General features: G+C 66.5%; 23 protein-coding genes and 2 riboswitches. Of the genes, 14 read left to right on the top strand and 9 right to left on the bottom strand.

Features of this window, described 5'->3' with window-relative positions; genetic code table 11:
- Positions 1 to 96 precede the first annotated feature (96 nt).
- On the bottom strand, positions 97 to 1,569 hold the full coding sequence (cls, locus tag NG696_RS13555; RefSeq protein ID WP_252568692.1) for a cardiolipin synthase: 1,473 nt from the start codon (positions 1,567 to 1,569) through the stop codon (positions 97 to 99).
- Positions 1,570 to 1,664: 95 nt separating this feature from the next.
- Here cls and NG696_RS13550 point away from each other — a divergent pair, with 95 nt between their 5' ends.
- The 5 genes from NG696_RS13550 (at position 1,665) to NG696_RS13530 (ending at position 5,530) form a co-directional block, all read left to right on the top strand.
- Positions 1,665 to 2,606: an aminodeoxychorismate lyase gene (locus NG696_RS13550; RefSeq protein ID WP_252575778.1), complete on the top strand. Its 942-nt coding sequence runs from the start codon at positions 1,665 to 1,667 to the stop codon at positions 2,604 to 2,606.
- Between the two features lie 32 nt (positions 2,607 to 2,638).
- Entirely contained in the window at positions 2,639 to 3,106 is a 468-nt protein-coding gene (locus NG696_RS13545) for an NUDIX hydrolase (RefSeq protein ID WP_252575776.1), read from the top strand.
- 82 nt (positions 3,107 to 3,188) lie between these two features.
- Positions 3,189 to 3,653, top strand: a complete 465-nt coding sequence (locus NG696_RS13540) for a pyridoxamine 5'-phosphate oxidase family protein (RefSeq protein WP_141138681.1) — start codon at positions 3,189 to 3,191, stop codon at positions 3,651 to 3,653.
- 13 nt (positions 3,654 to 3,666) lie between these two features.
- Entirely contained in the window at positions 3,667 to 4,224 is a 558-nt protein-coding gene (locus NG696_RS13535) for a GNAT family N-acetyltransferase (protein ID WP_252575775.1), read from the top strand.
- Positions 4,225 to 4,327: 103 nt separating this feature from the next.
- Positions 4,328 to 5,530: an acetyl-CoA C-acetyltransferase gene (locus tag NG696_RS13530; protein WP_252575773.1), complete on the top strand. Its 1,203-nt coding sequence runs from the start codon at positions 4,328 to 4,330 to the stop codon at positions 5,528 to 5,530.
- Positions 5,531 to 5,689: 159 nt separating this feature from the next.
- On the opposite strand, the gene NG696_RS13525 is transcribed toward NG696_RS13530, so the two are convergent.
- Positions 5,690 to 6,268 (bottom strand): hypothetical protein, encoded by a 579-nt coding sequence (locus tag NG696_RS13525; protein ID WP_252575771.1) that lies wholly within the window; start codon positions 6,266 to 6,268, stop codon positions 5,690 to 5,692.
- 126 nt (positions 6,269 to 6,394) lie between these two features.
- A riboswitch (SAM riboswitch) is annotated at positions 6,395 to 6,510 on the top strand.
- Between the two features lie 13 nt (positions 6,511 to 6,523).
- Between NG696_RS13525 and NG696_RS13520 the strand changes: the two genes are divergently transcribed.
- The 4 genes from NG696_RS13520 (at position 6,524) to NG696_RS21120 (ending at position 9,003) form a co-directional block, all read left to right on the top strand.
- Complete coding sequence (locus tag NG696_RS13520) at positions 6,524 to 6,781, top strand: DUF1737 domain-containing protein (RefSeq protein WP_252568636.1); 258 nt, start codon at positions 6,524 to 6,526, stop codon at positions 6,779 to 6,781.
- Entirely contained in the window at positions 6,778 to 7,191 is a 414-nt protein-coding gene (locus NG696_RS13515; protein WP_252568637.1) for a rhodanese-like domain-containing protein, read from the top strand. The genes NG696_RS13520 and NG696_RS13515 overlap by 4 nt, the downstream gene beginning before the upstream one ends.
- Positions 7,188 to 8,396 (top strand): O-succinylhomoserine sulfhydrylase, encoded by a 1,209-nt coding sequence (locus tag NG696_RS13510; protein WP_252568638.1) that lies wholly within the window; start codon positions 7,188 to 7,190, stop codon positions 8,394 to 8,396. Before NG696_RS13515 ends, NG696_RS13510 begins: the two co-directional genes overlap by 4 nt.
- A 97-nt stretch (positions 8,397 to 8,493) precedes the next feature.
- Positions 8,494 to 9,003: a methyltransferase family protein gene (locus tag NG696_RS21120; protein WP_374211226.1), complete on the top strand. Its 510-nt coding sequence runs from the start codon at positions 8,494 to 8,496 to the stop codon at positions 9,001 to 9,003.
- On the opposite strand, the gene NG696_RS13505 is transcribed toward NG696_RS21120, so the two are convergent.
- Positions 8,915 to 9,256 (bottom strand): DUF1905 domain-containing protein, encoded by a 342-nt coding sequence (locus NG696_RS13505; protein WP_252568640.1) that lies wholly within the window; start codon positions 9,254 to 9,256, stop codon positions 8,915 to 8,917. The genes NG696_RS21120 and NG696_RS13505 overlap by 89 nt on opposite strands.
- A gap of 84 nt (positions 9,257 to 9,340) precedes the next feature.
- Entirely contained in the window at positions 9,341 to 10,243 is a 903-nt protein-coding gene (locus NG696_RS13500) for a LysR family transcriptional regulator ArgP (RefSeq protein ID WP_252568641.1), read from the bottom strand.
- 69 nt (positions 10,244 to 10,312) lie between these two features.
- On the opposite strand from NG696_RS13500, the gene NG696_RS13495 reads away from it, so the two are divergent.
- Both NG696_RS13495 and NG696_RS13490 read left to right on the top strand, forming a co-directional pair.
- Positions 10,313 to 10,936 carry a LysE/ArgO family amino acid transporter gene (locus NG696_RS13495; protein ID WP_252568642.1) on the top strand — a complete coding sequence of 208 codons (624 nt, stop codon included), beginning with the start codon at positions 10,313 to 10,315 and terminating at the stop codon, positions 10,934 to 10,936.
- A 171-nt stretch (positions 10,937 to 11,107) separates the two neighbouring features.
- Positions 11,108 to 11,755: a hypothetical protein gene (locus tag NG696_RS13490; protein WP_252568643.1), complete on the top strand. Its 648-nt coding sequence runs from the start codon at positions 11,108 to 11,110 to the stop codon at positions 11,753 to 11,755.
- Positions 11,756 to 11,857: 102 nt separating this feature from the next.
- On the opposite strand, the gene NG696_RS13485 is transcribed toward NG696_RS13490, so the two are convergent.
- Positions 11,858 to 13,084: a glutamate--cysteine ligase 2 gene (locus NG696_RS13485; protein WP_252568644.1), complete on the bottom strand. Its 1,227-nt coding sequence runs from the start codon at positions 13,082 to 13,084 to the stop codon at positions 11,858 to 11,860.
- Positions 13,085 to 13,233: 149 nt separating this feature from the next.
- Positions 13,234 to 14,757, bottom strand: coding sequence for a UDP-N-acetylglucosamine 1-carboxyvinyltransferase (locus tag NG696_RS13480; RefSeq protein ID WP_252568645.1), 1,524 nt, complete (start codon positions 14,755 to 14,757; stop codon positions 13,234 to 13,236).
- A gap of 250 nt (positions 14,758 to 15,007) precedes the next feature.
- On the opposite strand from NG696_RS13480, the gene NG696_RS13475 reads away from it, so the two are divergent.
- Positions 15,008 to 15,781, top strand: coding sequence for a glycoside hydrolase family 25 domain-containing protein (locus NG696_RS13475; protein WP_374211233.1), 774 nt, complete (start codon positions 15,008 to 15,010; stop codon positions 15,779 to 15,781).
- Between the two features lie 48 nt (positions 15,782 to 15,829).
- Here NG696_RS13475 and NG696_RS13470 read toward each other — a convergent pair whose 3' ends face one another.
- From NG696_RS13470 to NG696_RS13460, 3 genes are read right to left on the bottom strand one after another with little or no spacing between them, the layout of a single operon-like run.
- Complete coding sequence (locus NG696_RS13470; RefSeq protein ID WP_252568647.1) at positions 15,830 to 16,624, bottom strand: energy-coupling factor transporter transmembrane component T family protein; 795 nt, start codon at positions 16,622 to 16,624, stop codon at positions 15,830 to 15,832.
- The gene (locus tag NG696_RS13465; RefSeq protein ID WP_252575768.1) at positions 16,621 to 18,261 is read right to left on the bottom strand and encodes an ABC transporter ATP-binding protein; all 1,641 of its coding nucleotides are present in this window, start codon (positions 18,259 to 18,261) and stop codon (positions 16,621 to 16,623) included. Before NG696_RS13465 ends, NG696_RS13470 begins: the two co-directional genes overlap by 4 nt.
- Complete coding sequence (locus NG696_RS13460) at positions 18,261 to 18,911, bottom strand: ECF transporter S component (RefSeq protein WP_252568649.1); 651 nt, start codon at positions 18,909 to 18,911, stop codon at positions 18,261 to 18,263. Before NG696_RS13460 ends, NG696_RS13465 begins: the two co-directional genes overlap by 1 nt.
- Before the next feature lie 64 nt (positions 18,912 to 18,975).
- Positions 18,976 to 19,117: riboswitch (TPP riboswitch) on the bottom strand.
- A 56-nt stretch (positions 19,118 to 19,173) separates the two neighbouring features.
- Here NG696_RS13460 and NG696_RS13455 point away from each other — a divergent pair.
- Both NG696_RS13455 and NG696_RS13450 read left to right on the top strand, forming a co-directional pair.
- Positions 19,174 to 19,716 carry a heme-degrading domain-containing protein gene (locus NG696_RS13455; protein WP_252568650.1) on the top strand — a complete coding sequence of 181 codons (543 nt, stop codon included), beginning with the start codon at positions 19,174 to 19,176 and terminating at the stop codon, positions 19,714 to 19,716.
- 41 nt (positions 19,717 to 19,757) lie between these two features.
- Positions 19,758 to 20,021, top strand: a complete 264-nt coding sequence (locus NG696_RS13450) for a DUF4235 domain-containing protein (protein WP_252568651.1) — start codon at positions 19,758 to 19,760, stop codon at positions 20,019 to 20,021.
- Positions 20,022 to 20,030: the final 9 nt, after the last annotated feature.

Below are 20,030 nucleotides of genomic sequence, written 5' to 3'. Positions count from 1 at the left end.
GGATCGGCTTAATTTTGGGCAAGATCGGTGTGAGGCTCGATCGCGGCGGCACAGACTGGTCTGCGCAATCAGCTGCATGCGCCGGGATTGGCGGCCTTACTGGACGGTAGCCGTCAGCCTGGCCACGTTATCGACATAGCGGGCAGCGAGCGGGCGCTGCAGCCAGTCCTCAAGTATGAGTTCGTTGGAAATGTCGCGGTACGTGTCTTCGACCGCGCGCATGTTGTTCACGATTTCCGCGCCGAGCAGCATCACCGAGACCTCCATGTTCAGCGAGAAGGAGCGCATGTCCATGTTGCTGGAGCCCAGGACGGCCACTTCGTCGTCGATGGTGAAGTGCTTGGCGTGGAGCACAAGGGGCGCTTTGTAGAGGTAGATCCGGACGCCGGCCTCCAGCAGCGCCTCGTAATAGGATCGCTGGGCGTGGTGGACCAGGAACTGATCGCCTTTTTCGGAGACGAACAGCTCCACGTCGACGCCCCGCTGGGCCGCGGTGGTGATGGCGTAGAGCAGGGAGTCATCGGGCACGAAATACGGGCTGCAGATGGAGATCCGGTGCTGGGCAGAGTAGATCAGGGTGTTGAAGAGCCGCAGGTTGTTTTCCGTGATGAACCCGGGACCGCTGGGCACCACCTGGGCCGTGACATTGCCCGGGTGAGGGTTGGCCGGGAGCTGCAGCTGGTGTTCCAGGGACTCGTCGGTTTCGCTCAGCCAGTCCGTGGCGAACACCACGTTGAGGGTAGTGACGATCGGTCCGCGGAGGCAGGCCATCAGCTCCACCCATTCGCGGCCGGCTTTGCGGTGTTTGGGGTTGTTGTAGGAGGGCTCGATCAGGTTCTGCGAGCCCGTGAAGGCCATTTCGCCGTCGATCACCATGATCTTGCGGTGGTTCCGGAGGTCCGGGCGGCGCCACTGGCCTTGGGTGGGCAGCAGCGGGAGCATACGCCGCCACTGCATCTTCCCGGCCTGGAGCCGCTTGAGGAGGTTGCGGTAACCCTTGACCCGGAGTGTGCCGATGTGGTCGAACAGCACCCTGACTTCCACTCCGCGCTCGGCCGCCTCCTCCAGGGCGGTCAACAGGTCATCGGTGATGTGGTCCGTGCTCATGATATAGAACTCGGCGTTAACGAACTTCTTGGCTTTGCGCACGGCCTCGGTCATGGCCAGGATCGAGTCCGGATAGCCGGGAATGAGGTCCACTGAATTGCCGTCCACCATGGGGAGGGAGCCGAGCCGCTGGTTCAGTTCGCCCGCGGACTTCACCCATTCGGGCCCTGTGTATTCACTGACGACGTCGGCGAGCGCCGAGATGCCGGACCGCACCCGGGTGTTGATGACCTCCTGCTGCTGCCGGCGGCGGCTGGAGAGCTTGAAATTTCCGAACAGCAGGAACAGGATCAGGCCCAGGAACGGCACAAAGAAGATGCCCAGCAGCCAGGCCATGGCCGTGGTGGGGCGCCTGTTGCCGGGGATGATACCGATGGCCAGAACCCGGATCACCAGGTCTGCAATGCTAAGCACCACCACCACCCACGTCGGCGCGGTACCGGCAAGCGAAATTGGCCACAGCACTGGAATACCCCCGGATTGCGCGCACCCGCGGACCGGTTCCGGCGGGGCAATGACCACAGCTTAGCCGCGGCGGGCCCTACTAAGCTGGAGCCATGACTTCTCCTGCGCCCGTGGTGCTCGTTTTCCTTGACCCCGCGTTCCCGGACGGCCGGCCGGCCGACGCTTCGCGGCCCCAGCTGATGGCCACGGACCAGGGCGCCACCCGCGGCGACGGAGTGTTCGAATCCATGCTCGCGGTGGGCGGCGCAGTCCGGAAACTGCAGGCGCATCTGGACCGGCTGGTCGGGTCGGCCCAGGCCCTTGACCTGGTGATCCCGGCGCAGGATGCGTGGCGGGCGGCCATCGCAGCAGGCGTCGCGGAGCACCGCAACCAGCATCCCGCTCCGTCGCCCGCCGAGGACGAGCTGGTGGTGAAACTCGTGGTCACCCGCGGCCCGGAAGGCGCAGAGTCCCCCACGTGCTGGGTTCAGGTCTCCCCGGTCGGCGCCCTCGGACGCCGCCAGCGCGAAACAGGGATCGACGTCATCCTCCTGGACCGCGGCTACGACAGCGACGTGGCCGAGCGTGCCCCGTGGCTGCTGCTCGGCGCCAAGACCCTGTCCTACGCCACGAACATGGCCGCCCTGCGGTACGCCCACAAACAGGGCGCCGACGACGTCATCTTCACATCCTCCGACGGCCGGGTCCTGGAAGGCCCCACGTCCACGGTACTGCTGGCACATCTGGAAACCTCCGACGACGGCGCCGGCGCCACCAGCACGGTGCGCCGGCTCATCACGCCGCAGCTGGACAGCGGGATCCTCCCCGGGACCTCCCAGGGTGCCCTGTTCGCGGCGGCCAAGGCAGCCGGCTGGGAGCTCGGCTATGGGCCGCTGGAACCGCAGGACCTGCTGGACGCCGACGCCGTGTGGCTGATATCCAGCATCAGGCTGCTCGCGCCGGTGAACCACATTGACGGCAAGGAAGTCGGGACGCCTGCCGTGCAGAAGCAGCTGACGGCCGAACTCAATGCATTGTTTGCCGGAATTCAGTAGTTCTCCAGGATTCAGCAGGGAGGCCTTACGCCATGGTGGTTCGCAGTGCAGGGATCCTGCTGTACCGGCGGGGAGCAGGCGGGCTGGAAGTGTGGATAGCGCACATGGGCGGACCGTTCTGGGCTCGCAAACAAACCCAGTCCTGGTCAGTTCCCAAGGGCGAGCACCTTCCCGACGAGGAACCCCTGGTAGCCGCCCGGCGTGAGTTTGCCGAAGAGATCGGCACGCCGCCGCCAGCCGTTGACTACTTTGAGCTGGGTGTCTTCAGGCAACCGTCGGGAAAGATCATCACGGTGTTCGCAGCGGAGTCTGACTTCCAGCCCGAACGGATTGTGAGCAACACGTTTCCGCTGGAATGGCCCAAAGGATCCGGCACCATCAAGGACTTTCCCGAGGTGGACGATGCCCGGTGGGTCACGGAAGCCGAGGCCCGCGGCAAGCTGGTCAAGGGCCAGCTTCCGGTCCTGGACGCCCTCAGGGAGCATGTTGAGCTGCCCTAAGTTGAACTACCGAAGCCCGGGCCCGGGGATTGCGGTGGCACTGCCCTGTTGGTCCGTCGCATAGGTCCGTATGGTTTGGTGCATGAACTCTTACGCGCAGCCGATCAACAAATTGACATTTGACGAATGCTGGGAATTACTGGCCGACGACACCTTGGGGCGGCTGGCCCTTGTAGTGGACGGCCATCCGGAGATCTTTCCGGTCAACTACGTCCTGGACCGCAGGAGCATCGTCTTCCGCAGCGCCGGTGGCTCCAAACTGTGGGGCGCCCAGGCGGACCGTCCCGCGGCGCTGGAGATCGATGGATACGATCCCCGCACGGAGGTGGCCTGGAGTGTGGTGGCGCGCGGAGACACCGAAGTGATCGAGGCCCAGGCTGACAAGGACGCCGTCGACGCCCTGCATCTGGAGCCCTGGCAGTCTGGACCCAAGAATTACTACATCCGGCTAACCCCACTTGCACTGACCGGCCGCCGCTTCCAGGTCACCAAACCGGACGTCTGGAACACCCGGTTGTCGGACCGCCGTCGTGCTTCCTTCGAATAGCGCGGGAGAGTTCTTGCTTAGCGATGCGCCGGCCTTTCTCGTCCCGGGGGTCCGGATCCGGCTGCTGCGGCGGAGCGACGCAGCCGGCCTGAGCGAGGCCTACCTACGGAACCGCCAGCACCTCGAGGCTTGGGAACCGGAGCGGGACGAAGCCTTCTTCGCTCCCAGGCATCAACTGGACATCATCCGGGCCAAGCTCGCCCAGCATTCCGTGGGCCAGGAGGTTCCGTGGGTGCTGGTGGACCACAACGATCCCGCTTGCATCGTCGGCGCCGTCACCCTCACCGGCATCGTCCGCGGGCCGTTCCTCAACGCCAACCTCGGGTACTGGGTTGATTCCACCCTCAACCGGCGAGGCATCGGATCTGCGGCGGTCCGCTTCGCCACGGACCATGCCCGGACAGAACTGGGCCTCCACCGGGTCCAGGCGGCAACGCTGCTCGACAATGAGCGCTCACGCAAGATCCTCAAACGCGCCGGGTTTCGGGAAATCGGCGTGGCGCCGCAGTACCTGAAGATCGCCGGCCGCTGGCAGGACCACCTGCTCCACCAACTGCTCCTCCACGGCTGACGCCATCGCGGGCGAATCCACAGCGCCTGCGCCACCTCACCGCCCTCGGGGTTCGCCTAAGCTGGCCCCAAGCACTCTTGAATCCGCAATCGAAAGGCACCCCATGGGCAACGACGCTCACGTCCCCGTCATCCTGGGCGGCGCACGCACCCCCTTCGGCAAGTTCCGCGGCGGCCTCTCCGGGCTCACCTCCAGCGAACTGGGTGCCCACGCCATCCGGAACGCACTGGAACGGTCCGGGGTGGCGCCGGAACAGATCCAGGCCGTCATCGTGGGCCAGGTTATCCAGGCGGGCGCCGGCCAGGGACCCGCCCGGCAGGCCAGCCTTGCCGCTGGCATCGGCTGGGATGTGCCCACCGTGACCATCAACAAACTGTGCCTGTCCGGCCTGACTGCCGTGATCGATGCCGCCCGGATGATCCGCGCCGGCGAGGCTGATTTCATTGTGGCGGCAGGCCAGGAATCCATGACCAACGCCCCGCACCTGCTGCCCCGGCTTCGCGGGGGTGTGGCGATCGGCGATGCACCACTGCTGGATTCCCTGAACTTTGACGGCCTGCAGGATCCCGTCTCAGGTGAACTGATGGGCTCCGCCACCGACGCCGGGAACGTCCGCCTGGGCATCAGCCGCGAGGACCAGGACGCCGTGGCCGCCCTTTCACACCAGCGGGCGGAGGCCGCCCGGGCGGCCGGCATCCTGGCTGAGGAGATCGCTCCGGTGGAGGTCCCGCAGCGCCGGGGACCCGCCGTCGTGATTGATGCCGACGAGGGCATCCGCGCCGGCACCACCATCGAGACGCTCGCGGCGCTGAAACCCGCCTTCTCCAAGGACCCGGCCGCCACCATCACCGCCGGCTCGGCCTCCCCGCTGTCCGACGGCGCCGCCGCCGTCGTGGTGGCCAGCAAGGCAGCAGCGGAAGCGGCCGGCCTCAGCTGGATCGCGGAGATCGGCAGCCACGGCCAGACCGCCGGACCGGACGGGTCCCTGCATTCCCAGCCGTCCCGCGCCATTGAGCGAGCCCTGAAACTTGAAGGGCTGACCATTGACGACGTGGACCTCATTGAGATCAACGAAGCCTTCGCATCGGTGGTGCTGCAGTCCGCCACCGACCTGGGGATCGACGCGGACAAGATCAACGCCGACGGCGGCGCCATCGCCCTGGGCCACCCGGTGGGCGCCTCCGGGGCGCGCCTTGTGCTGCATCAGGCACTCGCGCTGAAACGGCGCGGCGGCGGAACAGGCGTGGTTGCCTTGTGCGGCGGCGGTGGCCAGGGCGACGCCCTGATCCTCAAAGCCCGCGGCTAGGGCGACCGGGAGAGCAGCGCCGGCGCCAGCGTGGCATTTAGTCGACTTCTCCGGGGCCCGATACCTGAATTAGGAATCGTCATGGGAACGGTCAAGACAGGCGCTGTCTGAGCTAATAGGCTTCGCCTATTGGGAGTACCACGGCATGCAGATGGGGCTCTACCTGAGCGGCTCCGGCAAACCCAGCGAACCCAATACGGCTTTCCAGGAGCTCCTGACCCATGAACTGCGTTGACCAGGCGGATCAGCCCCCAGGATTATCAAGGGCACCAGGCGTTCCGCACACGAAACCCGGACCAGTTCCGTCGGCCCCTGCGCCGCCCGGTTGTTCACTCCGGTATCGTCGCACCAGTCCACGCCATACGGGTAAGCGGTGACCCCGGCCTTCCCGGGAGCCACGCCAGCCGGGACGGTGAACACAAAAGTGAATGCGCCGTCGTCGGACATGGGAGCGAGATCCTCCAGCACGGTGATGCCGGCCGCATCCCTGACCGTCACCTGGACCCGTGCGTCGGTGCCGTAGCGGGCGTCGCAGGTGGCGTCAGGGGCGCTGACGGTGACCTGGTCGCCGGGTTTAGCGGCGGCAGGCGAGACGGAAAACTCCGGCGGCATGCAGGGCGGCGGCGCGAAAATGTTCCGGCAGCTTGTCACCCCCACCAGCACCGGCACGGCGCACAGCCCCACGGCCAAACCGCGTGCCCAGGCGCCGGTCACTGAACGCCCCCGAAAGTTCCCCATGACCCGATTGTCCCGTCGGCGCCGGTGTTACGGAAGCACGGTTGGGGTTACGGAAGCACGCGTTGGTTACGGAAGATGACGACGGCGGCGGTGCGGCGGGGCGGGGCGAGTGTTACGTTTTTGGGGAGTAATGAGAACCGGCGCCAAGCCCTGACTGGCCGGTCGGCAACCCTCCCTTTCGCGGCGGGGTGCCTCAGGTGAATACTCGGCATATCGACCCATTCGAGCTGCAAGCGTGAAAGAAGGAGTTCCGTCGTGTCTGACGCACCCGCCCCTGAAGAGAAACTGTCGTACCGGCTTGTCACCGGGCCGGATGACAGGTCTTTCTGTGAACGGATTTCCACTGCCCTGGCCGAAGGGTATGTCCTGCACGGCAGCCCGGCCGCAACGTCCAACGGCGGCAAGGTGATAGTTGCGCAGGCACTCATCCTCCCGTCGGCCATCGCCACCGCTGATGCCGCCGTCGCCACCGCCGTGGATGACCTCGATTTCGACGGCGAGGGCCACGCATGAGCTACGCCGGAGACCTCACCCCGCAGGAAGCCTGGGCCAAGCTGGAGCAGGGCGCCATCCTGGTGGATGTCCGGACCGAAGGCGAATGGGCCCACATCGGCATCCCGGACACGAAGGCCACTGATAACGATCCCCTGTTCATCCCGTGGACGTTCCCGGGTGGCATCCCGAACCCAGATTTCATCACCGACCTGACACAGCAGGCCCCGGACGACGACAGTGCGGAGCTGGTATTCCTCTGCCGCTCGGGCCAGCGCTCCATCGCCGCCGCTATCGCCGCGACGCAGGCCGGCTTCACCTCCTACAACGTCCTGGAGGGTTTCGAAGGCGAGCCGGACCGCTACGGCGAGCGCACCGTCAACGGCTGGAAGAACCGCGGCCTGCCCACCAACCTGGGAATAGCCAAGTGACCTTCAACGCAGACGCCGGCGGCTGGAGCGCCGAGACGCAGGCGGTCCGCGGCGGGCTGGACCGCACCAACTTCCAGGAGACCACCGAGCCGGTCTTCCTGAACTCGGGCTTCGTCTACGAGTCCGCTGCCGCCGCCGAGCGCGCCTTCACCGGCGAGGACGAACGCTTCGTCTACTCCCGGTACGGCAACCCGTCCGTGGCCACCTTCCAGGAACGCCTCCGCCTGCTCGAAGGCACCGAAGCGTGCTTTGCGACGGCGTCGGGCATGTCAGCGGTGTTCACCGCCCTGGGTGCCCTGTTGGCGGCCGGTGACCGGGTGGTTGCCGCGCGCTCTCTGTTCGGCTCCTGCTTTGTGATCCTGAACGAGATCCTGCCGCGCTGGGGCGTGGAAACCGTGTTTGTTGACGGCCCGGACCTCGAGCAGTGGCGCGCTGCCCTGTCGGAGCCCACCACCGCAGTGTTCTTCGAATCGCCGTCCAACCCGATGCAGGAAATCGTGGACATCGCCGCGGTCAGCGAGCTGGCGCACGCCGCCGGGGCCACCGTCGTCGTCGACAATGTCTTTGCCACTCCCCTGCTGCAGCGCTGCGGCCAGCTGGGCGCGGACGTGATTGTGTACTCCGGCACCAAGCATATCGACGGCCAGGGACGCGTCCTGGGCGGCGCCATCCTGGGCACCAAGGAGTTCATCGACGGCCCGGTCAAGCAGCTCATGCGGCACACCGGCCCGGCCCTCTCCGCGTTCAACGCCTGGGTGCTCACCAAGGGCCTGGAGACCATGTCCCTGCGTGTGAACCACTCCTCCGCCTCCGCGCTGCGGCTGGCCGAATGGCTCGAACAGCAGCCGGCCGTCAGCTGGGTCAAGTACCCGCTCCTCAAGTCGCACCCGCAGTACGAGCTCGCCGCCAAGCAGATGAAGGCCGGCGGCACCGTCCTCACGTTGGAACTTGCGACGACGAGTGACCGCTCGGGCAAGGACGCCGCTTTTGCGCTGCTGGACGCCTTGCGGATCATCGACATCTCCAACAACCTGGGCGACGCCAAGTCCCTCATCACCCATCCGGCCACCACCACGCACCGCGCCATGGGTCCCGAGGGCCGCGCAGCCATCGGGCTCAGCGACGGCGTGGTGCGGCTGTCCGTGGGCCTGGAGGACGTGGACGACCTCATCGGCGACCTGGAGCAAGCCCTCAAGCACATCTAGCTCTGATTGGCGCAAACTGGTGGCGCGAACTGGCAGATAATGCCCTGTTTCAGGCGTTTTGAGGGGCTTATCTGCACGTTCGCGCTGGGAGGACCGTATGAATGCACCCCGGGCCTGGGGCCGGCTGCTGTCCAACATCCCGCTGCCGGAGCAGAACCTGGCGGGAATCGCCGTCGGCGTTGTCCTTCAGCGTTTGATGCCGCTCCGGCTCGGCGGGCCATACTTTTTGGTACGGACCGTCGGCGTGGCATCGCTGGCGGTGGGTGGCGCAATAGTCACCTGGGCGTGGTTAGCTGCCCGGAACACACGATTAGCCCGCCCCGATGCGTTGGTGACCGCCGGGCCCTATGCGCTTTCGCGGAACCCGATGTACGTGGGCTGGGCGCTGCTGCACCTGGGAGCGGGACTGCTGCGTGATGATGCCTGGACGGTGGCGGCCCTCCCGGTGGCTTCGGGCGCAGTGCACTGCGGGGTGCTTCGAGAAGAAGAGGTCCTGGCGGCGTCGTTCCCGGCGGAGTTCAGCCAGTACCGCTTGTCCGTGCCCCGGTACGTGCCTCGCCTTCGCCTTGGATGGCGAGCCGGACTGCCACTTCATCCCCGACGCTGATGCCCGCCGCGTCCCTGGCGGCCTTCTTGACGGGCAGTAGGTAGGAGCGGCTTTTGCTGTCCGGGAAGACCGAGGTCTGCCAGGTGTAGCCGGAGATTTCCGCCGTCACTTTGACCGAGCCGAAGCCTTTCCGGAACGCCGCTGCCTGTTCCCGGAGGTCGTCGGCAACGTCCACGGGGAGGGTAATGAAGTGCCACCCGGCTTCTTCGGGATAGTGCCACAATTCGGCCCGGAATGAGTACGACGACGTCACGGCCTGAGTATGGCATGCCGCGTTGCCGGACGCATCCCCTGTCATGGACGGGTCCGGCGAATGGTGCGACAGCGGAACGCCGCCTCAGGCGCCTGGCTGGCGCAGCTGCCGGGAGGCCGTCTCCCGGACCGCGGCGGTCAGTTGGTTGAGCACCGGCGAGTCGACCTTCCAGCGTTGCCAGTACAAGGACACGTCAACGGGGCTCCCGGGGGCCAACTCCACGAGGGCACCGCTGCGGAGGTCTGGCAGGCACTGCTGCTCCGGGAGCAGCCCCCATCCCAGTCCCAGCCGGATAGCCTGGGCGAATTCGGCCGACGACGGCACATAGTGCCGCGGCGCGGTCAGTTCCGCGCCCGTCACCGTGCGGAAGAACCCGTCCTGCAGGTCATCCTTGCGGTCAAAATCAACCACGGGGGCCTGGCTTCCTGCAACGAGCTCCGGCCCGTCCGGCCACCACCGATGCAGATACGTGGGACTTGCCACTGCACGGTACCGCAGGGAACCCAGCGGTTCCACACTGCAGCCCTGGACCGGTTCCGGCGTTGCGGTTACCGCGGCCATCACCGAACCGGTCCGCAGAAGCTGGGTGGAATGCTGCTCGTCCTCCCTGCGCAGTTCGAAGCAAGCGCCGAGGTCCGGCGGAAGACTTGCCAGCGCAGGCATGAACCAAGTGGAGAGTGAGTCCGCGTTCACCACCAAGGGGATGGGCGCCGTCGGGCGGTCCCGGCTCTCGCCGAGCTCCTGCTGGGCGTCCCATTCGAGCTGCCGGACCTGCCGGGCGAACCGCAGGATGGCTTCTCCGGCTGTTGTGGGGCGGACGGGGTTCGTTCGCTGCAACAGGATCTGGCCGGCCGCGTCCTCCATCGCCTTGAGACGCTGGGAAATGGCCGACGGCGTGACGTACAGGCTGCGGGCCGCCGCCTCAAGGGTGCCTTCGTCCACGACGGCCGCGAAGGTACGCAGCTGCTCAAACTGGAACGTTAACATTAGATTTCCTTAATAGAGCTAAGAATATTTAGCTGGAGTAATCATAAGTCCGGCCGTACGTTGGAGGATATGGATCTGACTGCATTTCTAGGCCCCACCGCACTGGGCTTCGGCACGGGCCTCGCCCTCATCGTGGCCATCGGCAGCCAGAACGCCTTCGTCCTCCGGCAGGGCATCCGCGGTGAGCATGTGGCCGCAGTCGTCCTGGTCTGCAGCGTCTCCGATGCGCTGCTCATCGCAGCGGGCATCGCCGGAGTGGGGGCGCTGCTCCAGTCGAGTCCCGTAATCGTGGACGTGGTCCGGTTTGCCGGCGCCGCCTTCCTGGTGGGCTACGGCGTCATGGCGGCGCGCCGGGCGATTCGTCCTGGAGCACTAACGGCGTCGGGGCGGCAGCCCGCCGTCGGTCTCGGCGCCGCACTCAGCACCGTACTGGCCCTGACGTGGCTGAACCCGCACGTCTACCTGGACACCGTGCTGCTGCTTGGATCCGTGGCCAACCAGCAGGCGCAGGATTTGCGTTGGTGGTTCGGGGGCGGAGCCATCGCCGCCAGCATCGCCTGGTTCAGTGCGCTGGGATTCGGGGCCAGGGTCCTCCGGCCCTTCTTCGCGCGGCCCTCCTCGTGGCGCATCCTGGACGGGCTCGTCGCTGCGGTCATGCTCACCCTGGGTGTGCGCCTGGCAGTCGGTGCATGACGTCGTCGCTTCCTGGCGCGAACGGACACTTGGGGCACTCCCACAGCGAAAACCAGGGCATTATCTGCCCGTTCGAGCCCTGCCGTTGACCTCGGCGGCAGTGCGGCGTAGCTTCATGGTCACCACCGCGATGTTGCTGGGCCAACGCATCCGCCGGACCGAAAGCCAGGCATGAACGGAAACCAGGCAGTGCAGGGCAGCAAGCCTTTTCAAAAGGCCGGAGCAGTCATCGTCGCGGCCGGCGCGTGCTGGGGGCTCGGAATTTCCTTCGTGGGGAACGTGCACGCCACCCGCGACCCTGCCGCCAGGCTGGCCATGCTGGAGCGCCACCGCGGCCTCTGGGTTGCCGGACAATTCCTGGCAGCCGCCGGGACCATGGCCGTTCCCGTCGGATTTGCCCGGTTCGCCCAATCCATCCGTTCCGGCTCCGGCCCCGCCAAGACGCTGGCCGCCGGCGCAGCCGCCGCCCTGCTAGTGGGCGCGCCCTTGTTCGTGGTGGCTCTCGCTGACCGCGCCTCGGACCTGGAGAGGTTCGCCTATCGGCGGGGTGCAAACTGGCCGTTCCTTACATACTCAGGGCTGCATATCGGCGGGCTCGCGGCCCTGGGGGCGGGGCTGCTGCTGACTCCGTTGAAGCCCTGGACCGGCATTACGGCGGCCGCCAGCGCTCCCGTCTTTGCTGCAATCCTGGCCGGCACCAAAGACATTCCGCCGTTCGTTTTCTACCTGGTGGAAACCGCGGTGGGTGTCCAGCTGATGCGCTACGAGGAACCCATGGCTCCCTCCGAGGACCATACGGATGCACACCCTAGGCGTTGACGCTGGAGCTGGTGCGAACGGGCAGATAACGACCCCAGAACACGAAAAACAGGGCGTTATCTGCCAGTTCGCGCAAAGGTTCCTACAAGCCTCAGGGAGAACTCAGGACAGGCGCACGCGCAACAGCTCCGGGACTTCGTCCGCCTCACGCAACCCGGAGGTGCCGCGCATCGTGACACGCACGGCGTGGGCAACCACGGCCCCCATCCCGCCGTCGTCGGGCGCTGATTCTTCCATCACCGCGTCCCACACCCTGCGCTGTTCGGTGGAGCCGGTGCCGCGGGCAATGATGTCCTCGACGCCCTGCCGGGCCAGGGAAAGTTCGTCCTGCTCGGCGAGGACCGGAGCCAGGTAGTCCACCAAGGATCGCACTACGTCGACGGCGGGCGCCGGCCTGAACGTGCCAAAATCCAGCAACTCACCGCTCAGGCCACTGCTGCTCGCCTGCCATGCCGCCATCCGCAGCAGCACCGTGGGCACCGGGGCCGGCTCCACGCCGTCGCGCCATTCACGGCTGGCCGATTCGACCAAGGCCCGCACCAGCACCGCGATCAGGGCAGCGTCCTCGGCGCGGAGGCAGACGTCGGCCACCCGGACCTCAACCGTGGGGTGGTTCCGGGACAGGCGGGCGTCAAAGTAGATCATGCCTTCATCCAGCAGCACGCCACTGTCCAGTAGACGCGTTACCACCCTTCTGTATGCAGAGTACGTGCTGAAAATGGCCGAAGGGCCGGACATGGGCCAGCGGTTCCAGGCCTGGGTGCGGTAGCTCTCGAATCCTGTGGGCATCCCGTTCCAGAACGGCGAATTCGCGCTCAGTGCCGTGATGACTGCCAGCTTGTCCCGGATCCTGTCCAGAACCGCCACGCCCTCGTCCTTGGATTCGATGAACGTGTGGACGTGGAAGCCGCAGGTCAGCTGCTCCTGCGCGGTCAGACCGAAGCGTTCGAGCATCCGGGCATAGCGGGCGTCCGGGGTGGTGTGGCTCGCAAGGCCAAACGGAGACGTGGCCAGCGCGGCGACCCTTGCACCGTTTTTGGTGGCCGCTTGGTCCGCCAGCAGCCGGCCGGCCCGGATCTGCTGCAGCAGTTCTGCGTACTCGAGGCAGGGACGGGTCTGGGTCTCGATCTGCTCAAGCTTCAGCTCGGCAGTCAGGCCAGTCCCGTCGTCGTGAGCCGCTTTTTCCTTGGCTGCCAGCGCATAGGGACGTTCCGGGGCATCGTCGGCTGCCATCCGGCGGCCGGACAGCATCGCGTCCGCGAGGGCAAGCGGCTCCCCCGTGTCCGGATCAACGATCAGGAGCTCTTCCTCGACGCCGAATGTACGCATGCTTATATTGTGCTGCAACGCCCGCCAGGTTGACCCGGTTACTGCCCATCATGACGAAGCGCGAACCGGCAGATAGAGCGCTCAAATCCCTCTAGGGGTCGTTATCTGCCAGTTCGCGCCGGGCGGAGGGCCGCAAGTGTACGTTCGCGTTAGTCCTGGAAGTACTCCACCTTGGCGCCGATGGTGTTGAGCCGTTCCGCCAGGTCCTCGTAGCCGCGCTCGATCACGTAGATGTTCCGCAGCTCCGAAACACCCCGCGCCGCGAGCATGGCCAGCAGCAGGCAGGCGGCGGGGCGGAGTGCCGGCGGGCAGCCCACCTCGGCGGCTCGCCACTTCGTGGGGCCGTTGACGTAGATCCGGTGCGGGTCCAGCAGCTGCACCTGAGCGCCGAGCCGGTTGAGTTCCGTGAGGTAGATGGCCCGGTTCTCATAGACCCAGTCGTGGATCATGGTCTGGCCGTGGGCGTTGGCGGCGATGACCGCGAAAAACGGCAGGTTGTCGATGTTCAGTCCGGGGAACGGCATCGGGTGGATCTTGTCCTCGGGCGCCCGCAGCTCGGACGGTTTGGTGGTCACATCCACCAGCCGGGTGCGGCCGTTGCGCGCCACGTACTCGCCGGAAATCTCCAGCTGCTGGCCCATCTGCTCCAGCGTGGCCAGCTCGATCTCCATGAACTCGATGGGGACGCGGCGGATGGTCACCTCTGAGTTGGTGACGATCCCGGCGGTGATGAGGCTCATCGCCTCAATGGGGTCTTCGGACGGGAAGTACTCAATGTCGACGTCGACGAGCGGCTGCCCGGTGATCTTCAGCGTGGTGGTGCCCACACCGTCGATCTTCACGCCCAGCATCTCGAGGTAGAAGCATAGGTCCTGGACCATATAGTTGGGGCTGGCATTGCGGATGACGGTGGTGCCGCGGCGGTGCGCCGCCGCCATGATCGCGTTCTCGGTGACAGTGTCCCCGCGCTCGGTCAGCACAAAGGACCGGTCGTGAGTGTCCGGCGGCGGAGCCTGCACGGCGTAGAAACCGGCAGCGGCTTCCACGGAGAGCCCGAACTGGCGCAACGCCTGCATGTGGGGCTCCACGGTGCGCGTACCCAGATCGCAACCGCCGGCATACGGCAGGCGGTATTCCGCGGATTCGTCCAGGAGCGGGCCCAGGAGCATGATCACGCTGCGCGTGCGGCGCGCGGCGTCCACATCCATGGCTTCAAGGTCCAGGACGGCGGGGCGGCGGAGCTGGAGGTCAGTGTCGTTGAGCCACGTGCATTCGACGCCGATGCTGGTCAGGACCTCCACGATCCGATTGACCTCTTCGATCCGGGCGAGGCGACGCAGGACGGTGGTGCCTCGGTTGATCAGGCTGGCGCACAGCAGCGCCACACCGGCGTTTTTGCTGCTGTTGACATCCACCGCCCCGGAAAGCGTGCGGCCGCCTTCGATCCGCAGGTGTGTCATCTGCGGTTTGCCTACTTTGACGATGCTGCGGTCGAAGATCGTTTCGAGCCGCTGGATCATCTTGAGGCTGAGGTTCTGCTTGCCCTGTTCCATCCGGGCGACGGCGCTTTGGCTGGTTCCCAGCGCTGACGCGAGCTGACCTTGGGTCCAGCCCTTCTCAGTCCGGGCATCCTTGAGCGTGGCGGCGATGTGCTCGGCAGTTTCCTGAGTCATAACAAAAAAATATCACAAATGAGCTATTTTATGGGATGTGAATCGGAGTGGCGACTGAAATCCCAGCAAATACCCGATTCATGAGATAGCCGCTCCTTGATGCTTGTCCTTGACCCGCCACTCGCTCGGCGGGAGACTGAAACATCGGGTTCACCCGATAAACGGAAGAATGCCCTGCAGGAGGCCTGCCATGTATGGGAATGCGGCTACAGCATCCCGTGCTTTAGCGTGTGCCATCTTGTGCCTGCTCATGGCCCTTTGCGGGATTATCGTGGCGCCGGCGTCCGCGGCCGCCCCTTCACCGGGCGAGGGCGCCGAGCAGGCACTGGGTAACGATGTCTCGTGGCCTCAGTGCAACAAGGCGCTTCCCGCCGCTCCAGCTTTCGGGATCGTGGGCGTCAACAATGGCCTGGCCAGCACCACTAACCCCTGCCTCGCCGAACTGCTCCGCTGGGCCAAATCCATCACGGTGAACCCGACCGACCAGCCGTCCGTGGCCCTTTACGTCAACACCGCCAACCCGGGGCACGCTGGCTCCTGGTGGCCCACCAGTAACAACTACCCCGCAGCCCAAGCTGTAACCAACCCCTACGGCATCTGCAAGGACAAGGACGTTGCCCCGGCGTGCGCATACATGTACGGCTACGCCAAGGCGTACGACGACGCCTACATCCGCGGCATCAGCAGCCCCTCGGACTACCTGTGGTGGCTCGATGTTGAAACAGGCAACAGCTGGTCCCTCGACAAGAGCGCCAACCGTGCCGTCCTGGAAGGTATGACCGACTTATTTCACAGCATCGGCGCCGACGTCGGCATCTACTCCTCGGCCTATCAATGGGGACAGATCGTGGGCACCGTCAGCAACTCCAGCAACCTTTATGCCCTGCCCAGCTGGCTGGCAGGCGCCCGCACGGCCTTCGGAGCCACGGCCAACTGCTCGAATGCGCCGCTAACCCCCGGCGGCACAGTCACCCTGACCCAGTTCGTCTCCAGGGGCTTCGACTACGACCACTCGTGCATTTAGCAAGCACAGCGCGGCGTAGCCCGAATCCAGAAGCATGGGCCGCCCGGACTAACGCCAGACGAAGTTCCAGGTCCCCATAACAGCCGCGGCAACCACAGCAGCCGCCGCGATCAGCACGCCGCCCGCCAGCACCCAGGCATCCAGCGGCGAATATGTGGATTCCCGGGCCCACGTCCGCTGCCCGGTGCCAAAACCGCGGGCTTCCATGGTGATGGCCAGCCGGGACGCGCGGCGGATGGCCTGGACCAGGAGCCCGAAGCTCTGCCCGAGCGTAGCCCGCAGCCGTTGCAGCGGGCTGCCCTGCGAGCCGACTCCGCGGGCCCGCCGCGCCATGCCGATGGTCTGCCACTCCTCGGCCATAAGTCCCACCAGCCGCATCGCGGCCAGCGTGCCAAGGACAAACCGGTGCGGCAGCCGGGCTTTCTGGGCCAGCGCATCGGCGAGGTCGGTGGGGTCTGTGCAGGTCATAAGCAGGATCGCCGGCAGGGCAATCGCGAGGCCGCGCAGCATAAAACCGATTCCCAGCTGCAGGGAACCCTCGCTGATGGACCAGATCCCGACGTCGAGCAGTACAGCACCGCTGTCCGCCGCGACGATCGCTGTGCTCCAGCCGCCCAGGGCTGCCGCGATGATGAGCGGCCAGCCGCGCTGCCACAGCAGGCGCAGGGTGAGGCCGGCCAGCGGAAAGAGCGCCAGCTCGGCCGCAAGCGCCACCGAGGCGGACACCCAGTCGATGGAGAGCGCCAGCACCAGCGTGATGAGGAAAACGACGGCGAACTTGGCCAGCGGGTTGGCGCGGGTCAGCAGCGCGTGGTTGCCGCTGAGGGTCAGGGCATCCCTCATGCCGCACCCGCTTCCTGGCGGGCGCCGCCGCGTGAGGCCGGGCCAAGCCGCAGTTCGGCCCCGCCGAGGACGGCGCTGAATTCCTGGTCGTGGGTCACGGAAACCACGGAGGTTCCGGCGTCGAGCAGTTCTGAGAGGAACGATGCGAGCTCGGCCCACGTGTTGGCGTCCTGGCCGAAGGTCGGCTCGTCGAGCACCAGCACACGCGGGTGGGCCGCGAGGACAGTGGCCACCGACAGGCGCCTTTTTTCGCCGCCGGACAGTGTGTACGGATTGGCGTCCACCAGGTGCGTCAGGCGCAGCCGTTCCAGCAGCTCATCAACCCGCTCCTCGCCATGCCCCAGGTGCCGCGGTCCGAACATCAGTTCGTCCAGCACGCGGCCGGCAACGAACTGGTGCTCGGGCTCCTGGAACACGGTTCCGATGCGGGAAATCAGCTGGTTGGCTTTCCATTTGAAGGGGTCGATCCCCGCCCCCTCGGAAAGCTCGACGGCGGCGGACACCTTCCCCGCCACCGGCGCCAGCAGTCCGGCGAGCGTCAGCGCAAACGTTGACTTGCCGGCGCCATTGAGGCCCGTGACGGTCAGTGCCTGGCCGGAACGGACCTGAGCCGTGATGCCCAGCTGCACTGGAACGGGCGGGATCGTCCGGAAGCCGCGGCGCCGCGGACGCTCGCGGGAGACGGCAAGGTCCTCGGCAGCCAGCAGCAGGTCACCGGAGCCTGCGGATACGCGGCGGCGGGTTGCCGGAACATAGCCCGGCACCCAGACGCCCGCGCCGATCAGCATGTCCCGTGCCTCCGCCAGCACCTGGTCCGGCGGCCCGTCCAGCAGGACCGCGGACGTGCTGGCGGAACCTCCAGCGGAGCCCGCTGCGGTGCCCGGCTGGAGCACCACAATCCGGTCCACCAGGTCCTTCCAGACGGACACGCGATGCTCCACCACAACGAGGGTGGCGCCGGTTTTGTCCAGGCAGCGGCCCACGGCGTCCCGGACTTCCAGCACGCCGGCGGGATCCAGGTTCGCGGTGGGCTCGTCCAGCAGGATCAGCCCGGGCCGCATCGCGAGTATCCCGGCCAATGCCAGGCGCTGCTTCTGCCCGCCGGAAAGGGCCGACGTCGGGTGGTCCAGTGGGAGCCCGCCGGCGCCAGCGCCGCCGTCGGCGTTCAAACCGGCGCCGGCACCGGCGTTCAAACCGCCGCCCCCGGCACTTCGCAGCCCGACGTCGTCGAGCGCTTCATGGACGCGCCGCCAGATCTCGTCCCGCGGAACGGCGAGGTTCTCGGCGCCGAAGGCGACGTCGTCGCCCAGACGCGAAAGCACCACCTGCGTTTCCGGATCCTGCTGCATCAGGCCCGAGCGGCCGCGCTGCCCGCGGGGCACCACGCCGTCGATCAGCAACGAACCGGTTTCGTCGGCGTCGTCCCCTTCGTCCCCCAGCACCCCTGCGAGCGCGTGCAGCAGCGTTGACTTGCCGGCGCCCGAGGGGCCCAGCAGCAGCACCCGCTCGCCAGGAGCGATGTCGAGGTCGAGCCCGTGGACGGCGGGCGCGGAACGTCCGGCATGCCGCCAGCCCCAGCCACGGGCGGACACCGCGGCGGGGCGCACTGCGGAGGCGCCGGCGTCGGAAGCGGTCATCAGTTGAAGACGGGCTCCGACGCTGCCTTCCGGGACGCGAACGAGCTCAGCACGCCGGTCTTGGCCAGGCCGCGGGTGGCGATCCAGGACAGCGCACCCGCAATGACCGCGCCGGAGATGGTGCAGAACACGATGTACGCGAGCTTGTCGCCGGGCTCGTAGGCGATGTTCCAGCCCCACGGCAGGAAGGAGTCATTGAGGCCGCAGAACAGGCCCGCGCCGGCACCGGCCAGCAGTGCGGCGATCAGGTTGTACTTCTGGTGCAGGAAGGACTTGAACCGGAAGTTGCCGTACACCAGCAGGAAGAACACCAGTTCGGCGCCCAGGCCCTGGAGGAGTCCGGAGATCAGCACCGTGGCGCCGTACTGCGAGCCCATGATGAGTTCGCCGGTGGCGGCCACCGCTTCGCAGAAGAGCGCCGCGCCGGGCTTGCGGATGATGAGCATGCCCAGCACTGCCGGGATCATCCAGCCGCCGGCGATCAGGCCGGTCAGCGGGGGGTAAACGGCGTTCATGGGGGCGGAAATGATGCCGGCGCCCTGGGACCAGGCCCAGAAGATCACACCGCCGGTGATGGCGATGAGCGCCGCCACCACGATGTCCACAACACGCCAGGTATTGCCGGTCTTTTTGATTGCTGCAGTTGTCATTTGGTCCTCCTGAGGAACAGGAGGGGAAAGTGCCCCGGCGTGCGGCGCTGCCGCCGTTTCCGGACACTTCGAGAACTCGACTCCCTTGCGCCGGTACTAACCGGATCAGGTTCGAGGGTCTGCGGCTGTCCGCACTCTCAGCGCCTAGCTGCGGTTCCCTGGCAATGCCAGTGATGCCCGACGGCGGCGCTCCCCTGTCGTAATAAATCTGCCCTGATGGGCGTGCTCCAGTTTACACCGCGGGCGGGGTAGATTGTGGGCCATGACTGCCAACAACCCGACTGTGACTGCGTTCAATCCCGATTCGACAGTGCCCCAGCCGGCGGGGCTGCTTGAGGCCCTGATAGCCCGGGTCGAAGCCGAGATCAACGAGCTGCAGTTTCCGCATTTCAGCAAGGACGACTCCCTCAACCTCGGGCTGCTCCTGGTGGAGCTGGGCAAGAGCCGGAAGCTGCCCATCGCGATCGACATCACCAAGGGTGACCAGGTCCTGTTCCACGTGGCCCTGGACGGCGCCACCCCGGACAACGAGCGCTGGATCCGGGCCAAGCAGCGCACCGCCGCCAGGTATGAGATCCCGTCGCTGCTGGTGGGCCTGCGCGGCAGGCTGCATGGCGGCCGGATCGAGGACCACGGCTGGTTCGACGAGTCCACCTACGCCCCGCACGGCGGCTGCTTCCCGGTCTACGTCACAGGCGTGGGTGCAGTGGCCACGGTGACGGTCTCAGGCCTGCCCCAGCAGCAGGACCACGATCTGGTGGTGGAAGCCCTGCGGGAGATTCTGGAGTCCATGCAGCCGGGTTAGGCTAAAGACAGTCCCGGATCCGCTCACAAGGAGTTCAACGAATGAACCTGTTCATCAAGCTGCTCGGCACTGCAATCAGCATCGGCGCCGGGTTCGTCGGCACCAAGATGGTCAATACCGTGTGGGAAAAGTCCACCGGCCGGAAGCCTCCCACCGGCAAGGATGAAGACACCCCCACGAGCCTTCGCTCGGCACTCACCTTCGCGCTCATTTCGGCCTCGGTCAGCACCATCATTCAGGTGCTCGCCAACCGCGGCACGCAGCGGGCCATCACCCGCTTCGCCAAGTCCCAGGACATCGTCTAACCCTGGCGA

It is taken from the genome of Pseudarthrobacter cellobiosi (assembly GCF_023913755.1).
In the GTDB taxonomy this organism is placed as follows: domain Bacteria; phylum Actinomycetota; class Actinomycetes; order Actinomycetales; family Micrococcaceae; genus Arthrobacter; species Arthrobacter cellobiosi.
Note: the sequence above shows the minus strand (reverse complement) of the source record. Positions and strands in the feature narration are given on the sequence as shown.

Coding starts and splice junctions, on each gene's coding strand:
- NG696_RS13465 (WP_252575768.1), bottom strand. CDS start 18,261: ATGACCGCTTCCGACGCCGGCGCCTCCGCAGTGCGCCCCGCCGCGGTG.
- NG696_RS21120 (WP_374211226.1), top strand. CDS start 8,494: ATGAATGCACCCCGGGCCTGGGGCCGGCTGCTGTCCAACATCCCGCTG.
- NG696_RS13455 (WP_252568650.1), top strand. CDS start 19,174: ATGACTGCCAACAACCCGACTGTGACTGCGTTCAATCCCGATTCGACA.
- NG696_RS13475 (WP_374211233.1), top strand. CDS start 15,008: ATGGCCCTTTGCGGGATTATCGTGGCGCCGGCGTCCGCGGCCGCCCCT.
- NG696_RS13470 (WP_252568647.1), bottom strand. CDS start 16,624: ATGAGGGATGCCCTGACCCTCAGCGGCAACCACGCGCTGCTGACCCGC.
- NG696_RS13540 (WP_141138681.1), top strand. CDS start 3,189: ATGAACTCTTACGCGCAGCCGATCAACAAATTGACATTTGACGAATGC.
- NG696_RS13500 (WP_252568641.1), bottom strand. CDS start 10,243: ATGTTAACGTTCCAGTTTGAGCAGCTGCGTACCTTCGCGGCCGTCGTG.
- NG696_RS13550 (WP_252575778.1), top strand. CDS start 1,665: ATGACTTCTCCTGCGCCCGTGGTGCTCGTTTTCCTTGACCCCGCGTTC.
- NG696_RS13450 (WP_252568651.1), top strand. CDS start 19,758: ATGAACCTGTTCATCAAGCTGCTCGGCACTGCAATCAGCATCGGCGCC.
- NG696_RS13495 (WP_252568642.1), top strand. CDS start 10,313: ATGGATCTGACTGCATTTCTAGGCCCCACCGCACTGGGCTTCGGCACG.
- NG696_RS13525 (WP_252575771.1), bottom strand. CDS start 6,268: ATGGGGAACTTTCGGGGGCGTTCAGTGACCGGCGCCTGGGCACGCGGT.
- NG696_RS13515 (WP_252568637.1), top strand. CDS start 6,778: ATGAGCTACGCCGGAGACCTCACCCCGCAGGAAGCCTGGGCCAAGCTG.
- NG696_RS13530 (WP_252575773.1), top strand. CDS start 4,328: ATGGGCAACGACGCTCACGTCCCCGTCATCCTGGGCGGCGCACGCACC.
- NG696_RS13545 (WP_252575776.1), top strand. CDS start 2,639: ATGGTGGTTCGCAGTGCAGGGATCCTGCTGTACCGGCGGGGAGCAGGC.
- NG696_RS13485 (WP_252568644.1), bottom strand. CDS start 13,084: ATGCGTACATTCGGCGTCGAGGAAGAGCTCCTGATCGTTGATCCGGAC.
- NG696_RS13490 (WP_252568643.1), top strand. CDS start 11,108: ATGAACGGAAACCAGGCAGTGCAGGGCAGCAAGCCTTTTCAAAAGGCC.
- NG696_RS13480 (WP_252568645.1), bottom strand. CDS start 14,757: ATGACTCAGGAAACTGCCGAGCACATCGCCGCCACGCTCAAGGATGCC.
- NG696_RS13460 (WP_252568649.1), bottom strand. CDS start 18,911: ATGACAACTGCAGCAATCAAAAAGACCGGCAATACCTGGCGTGTTGTG.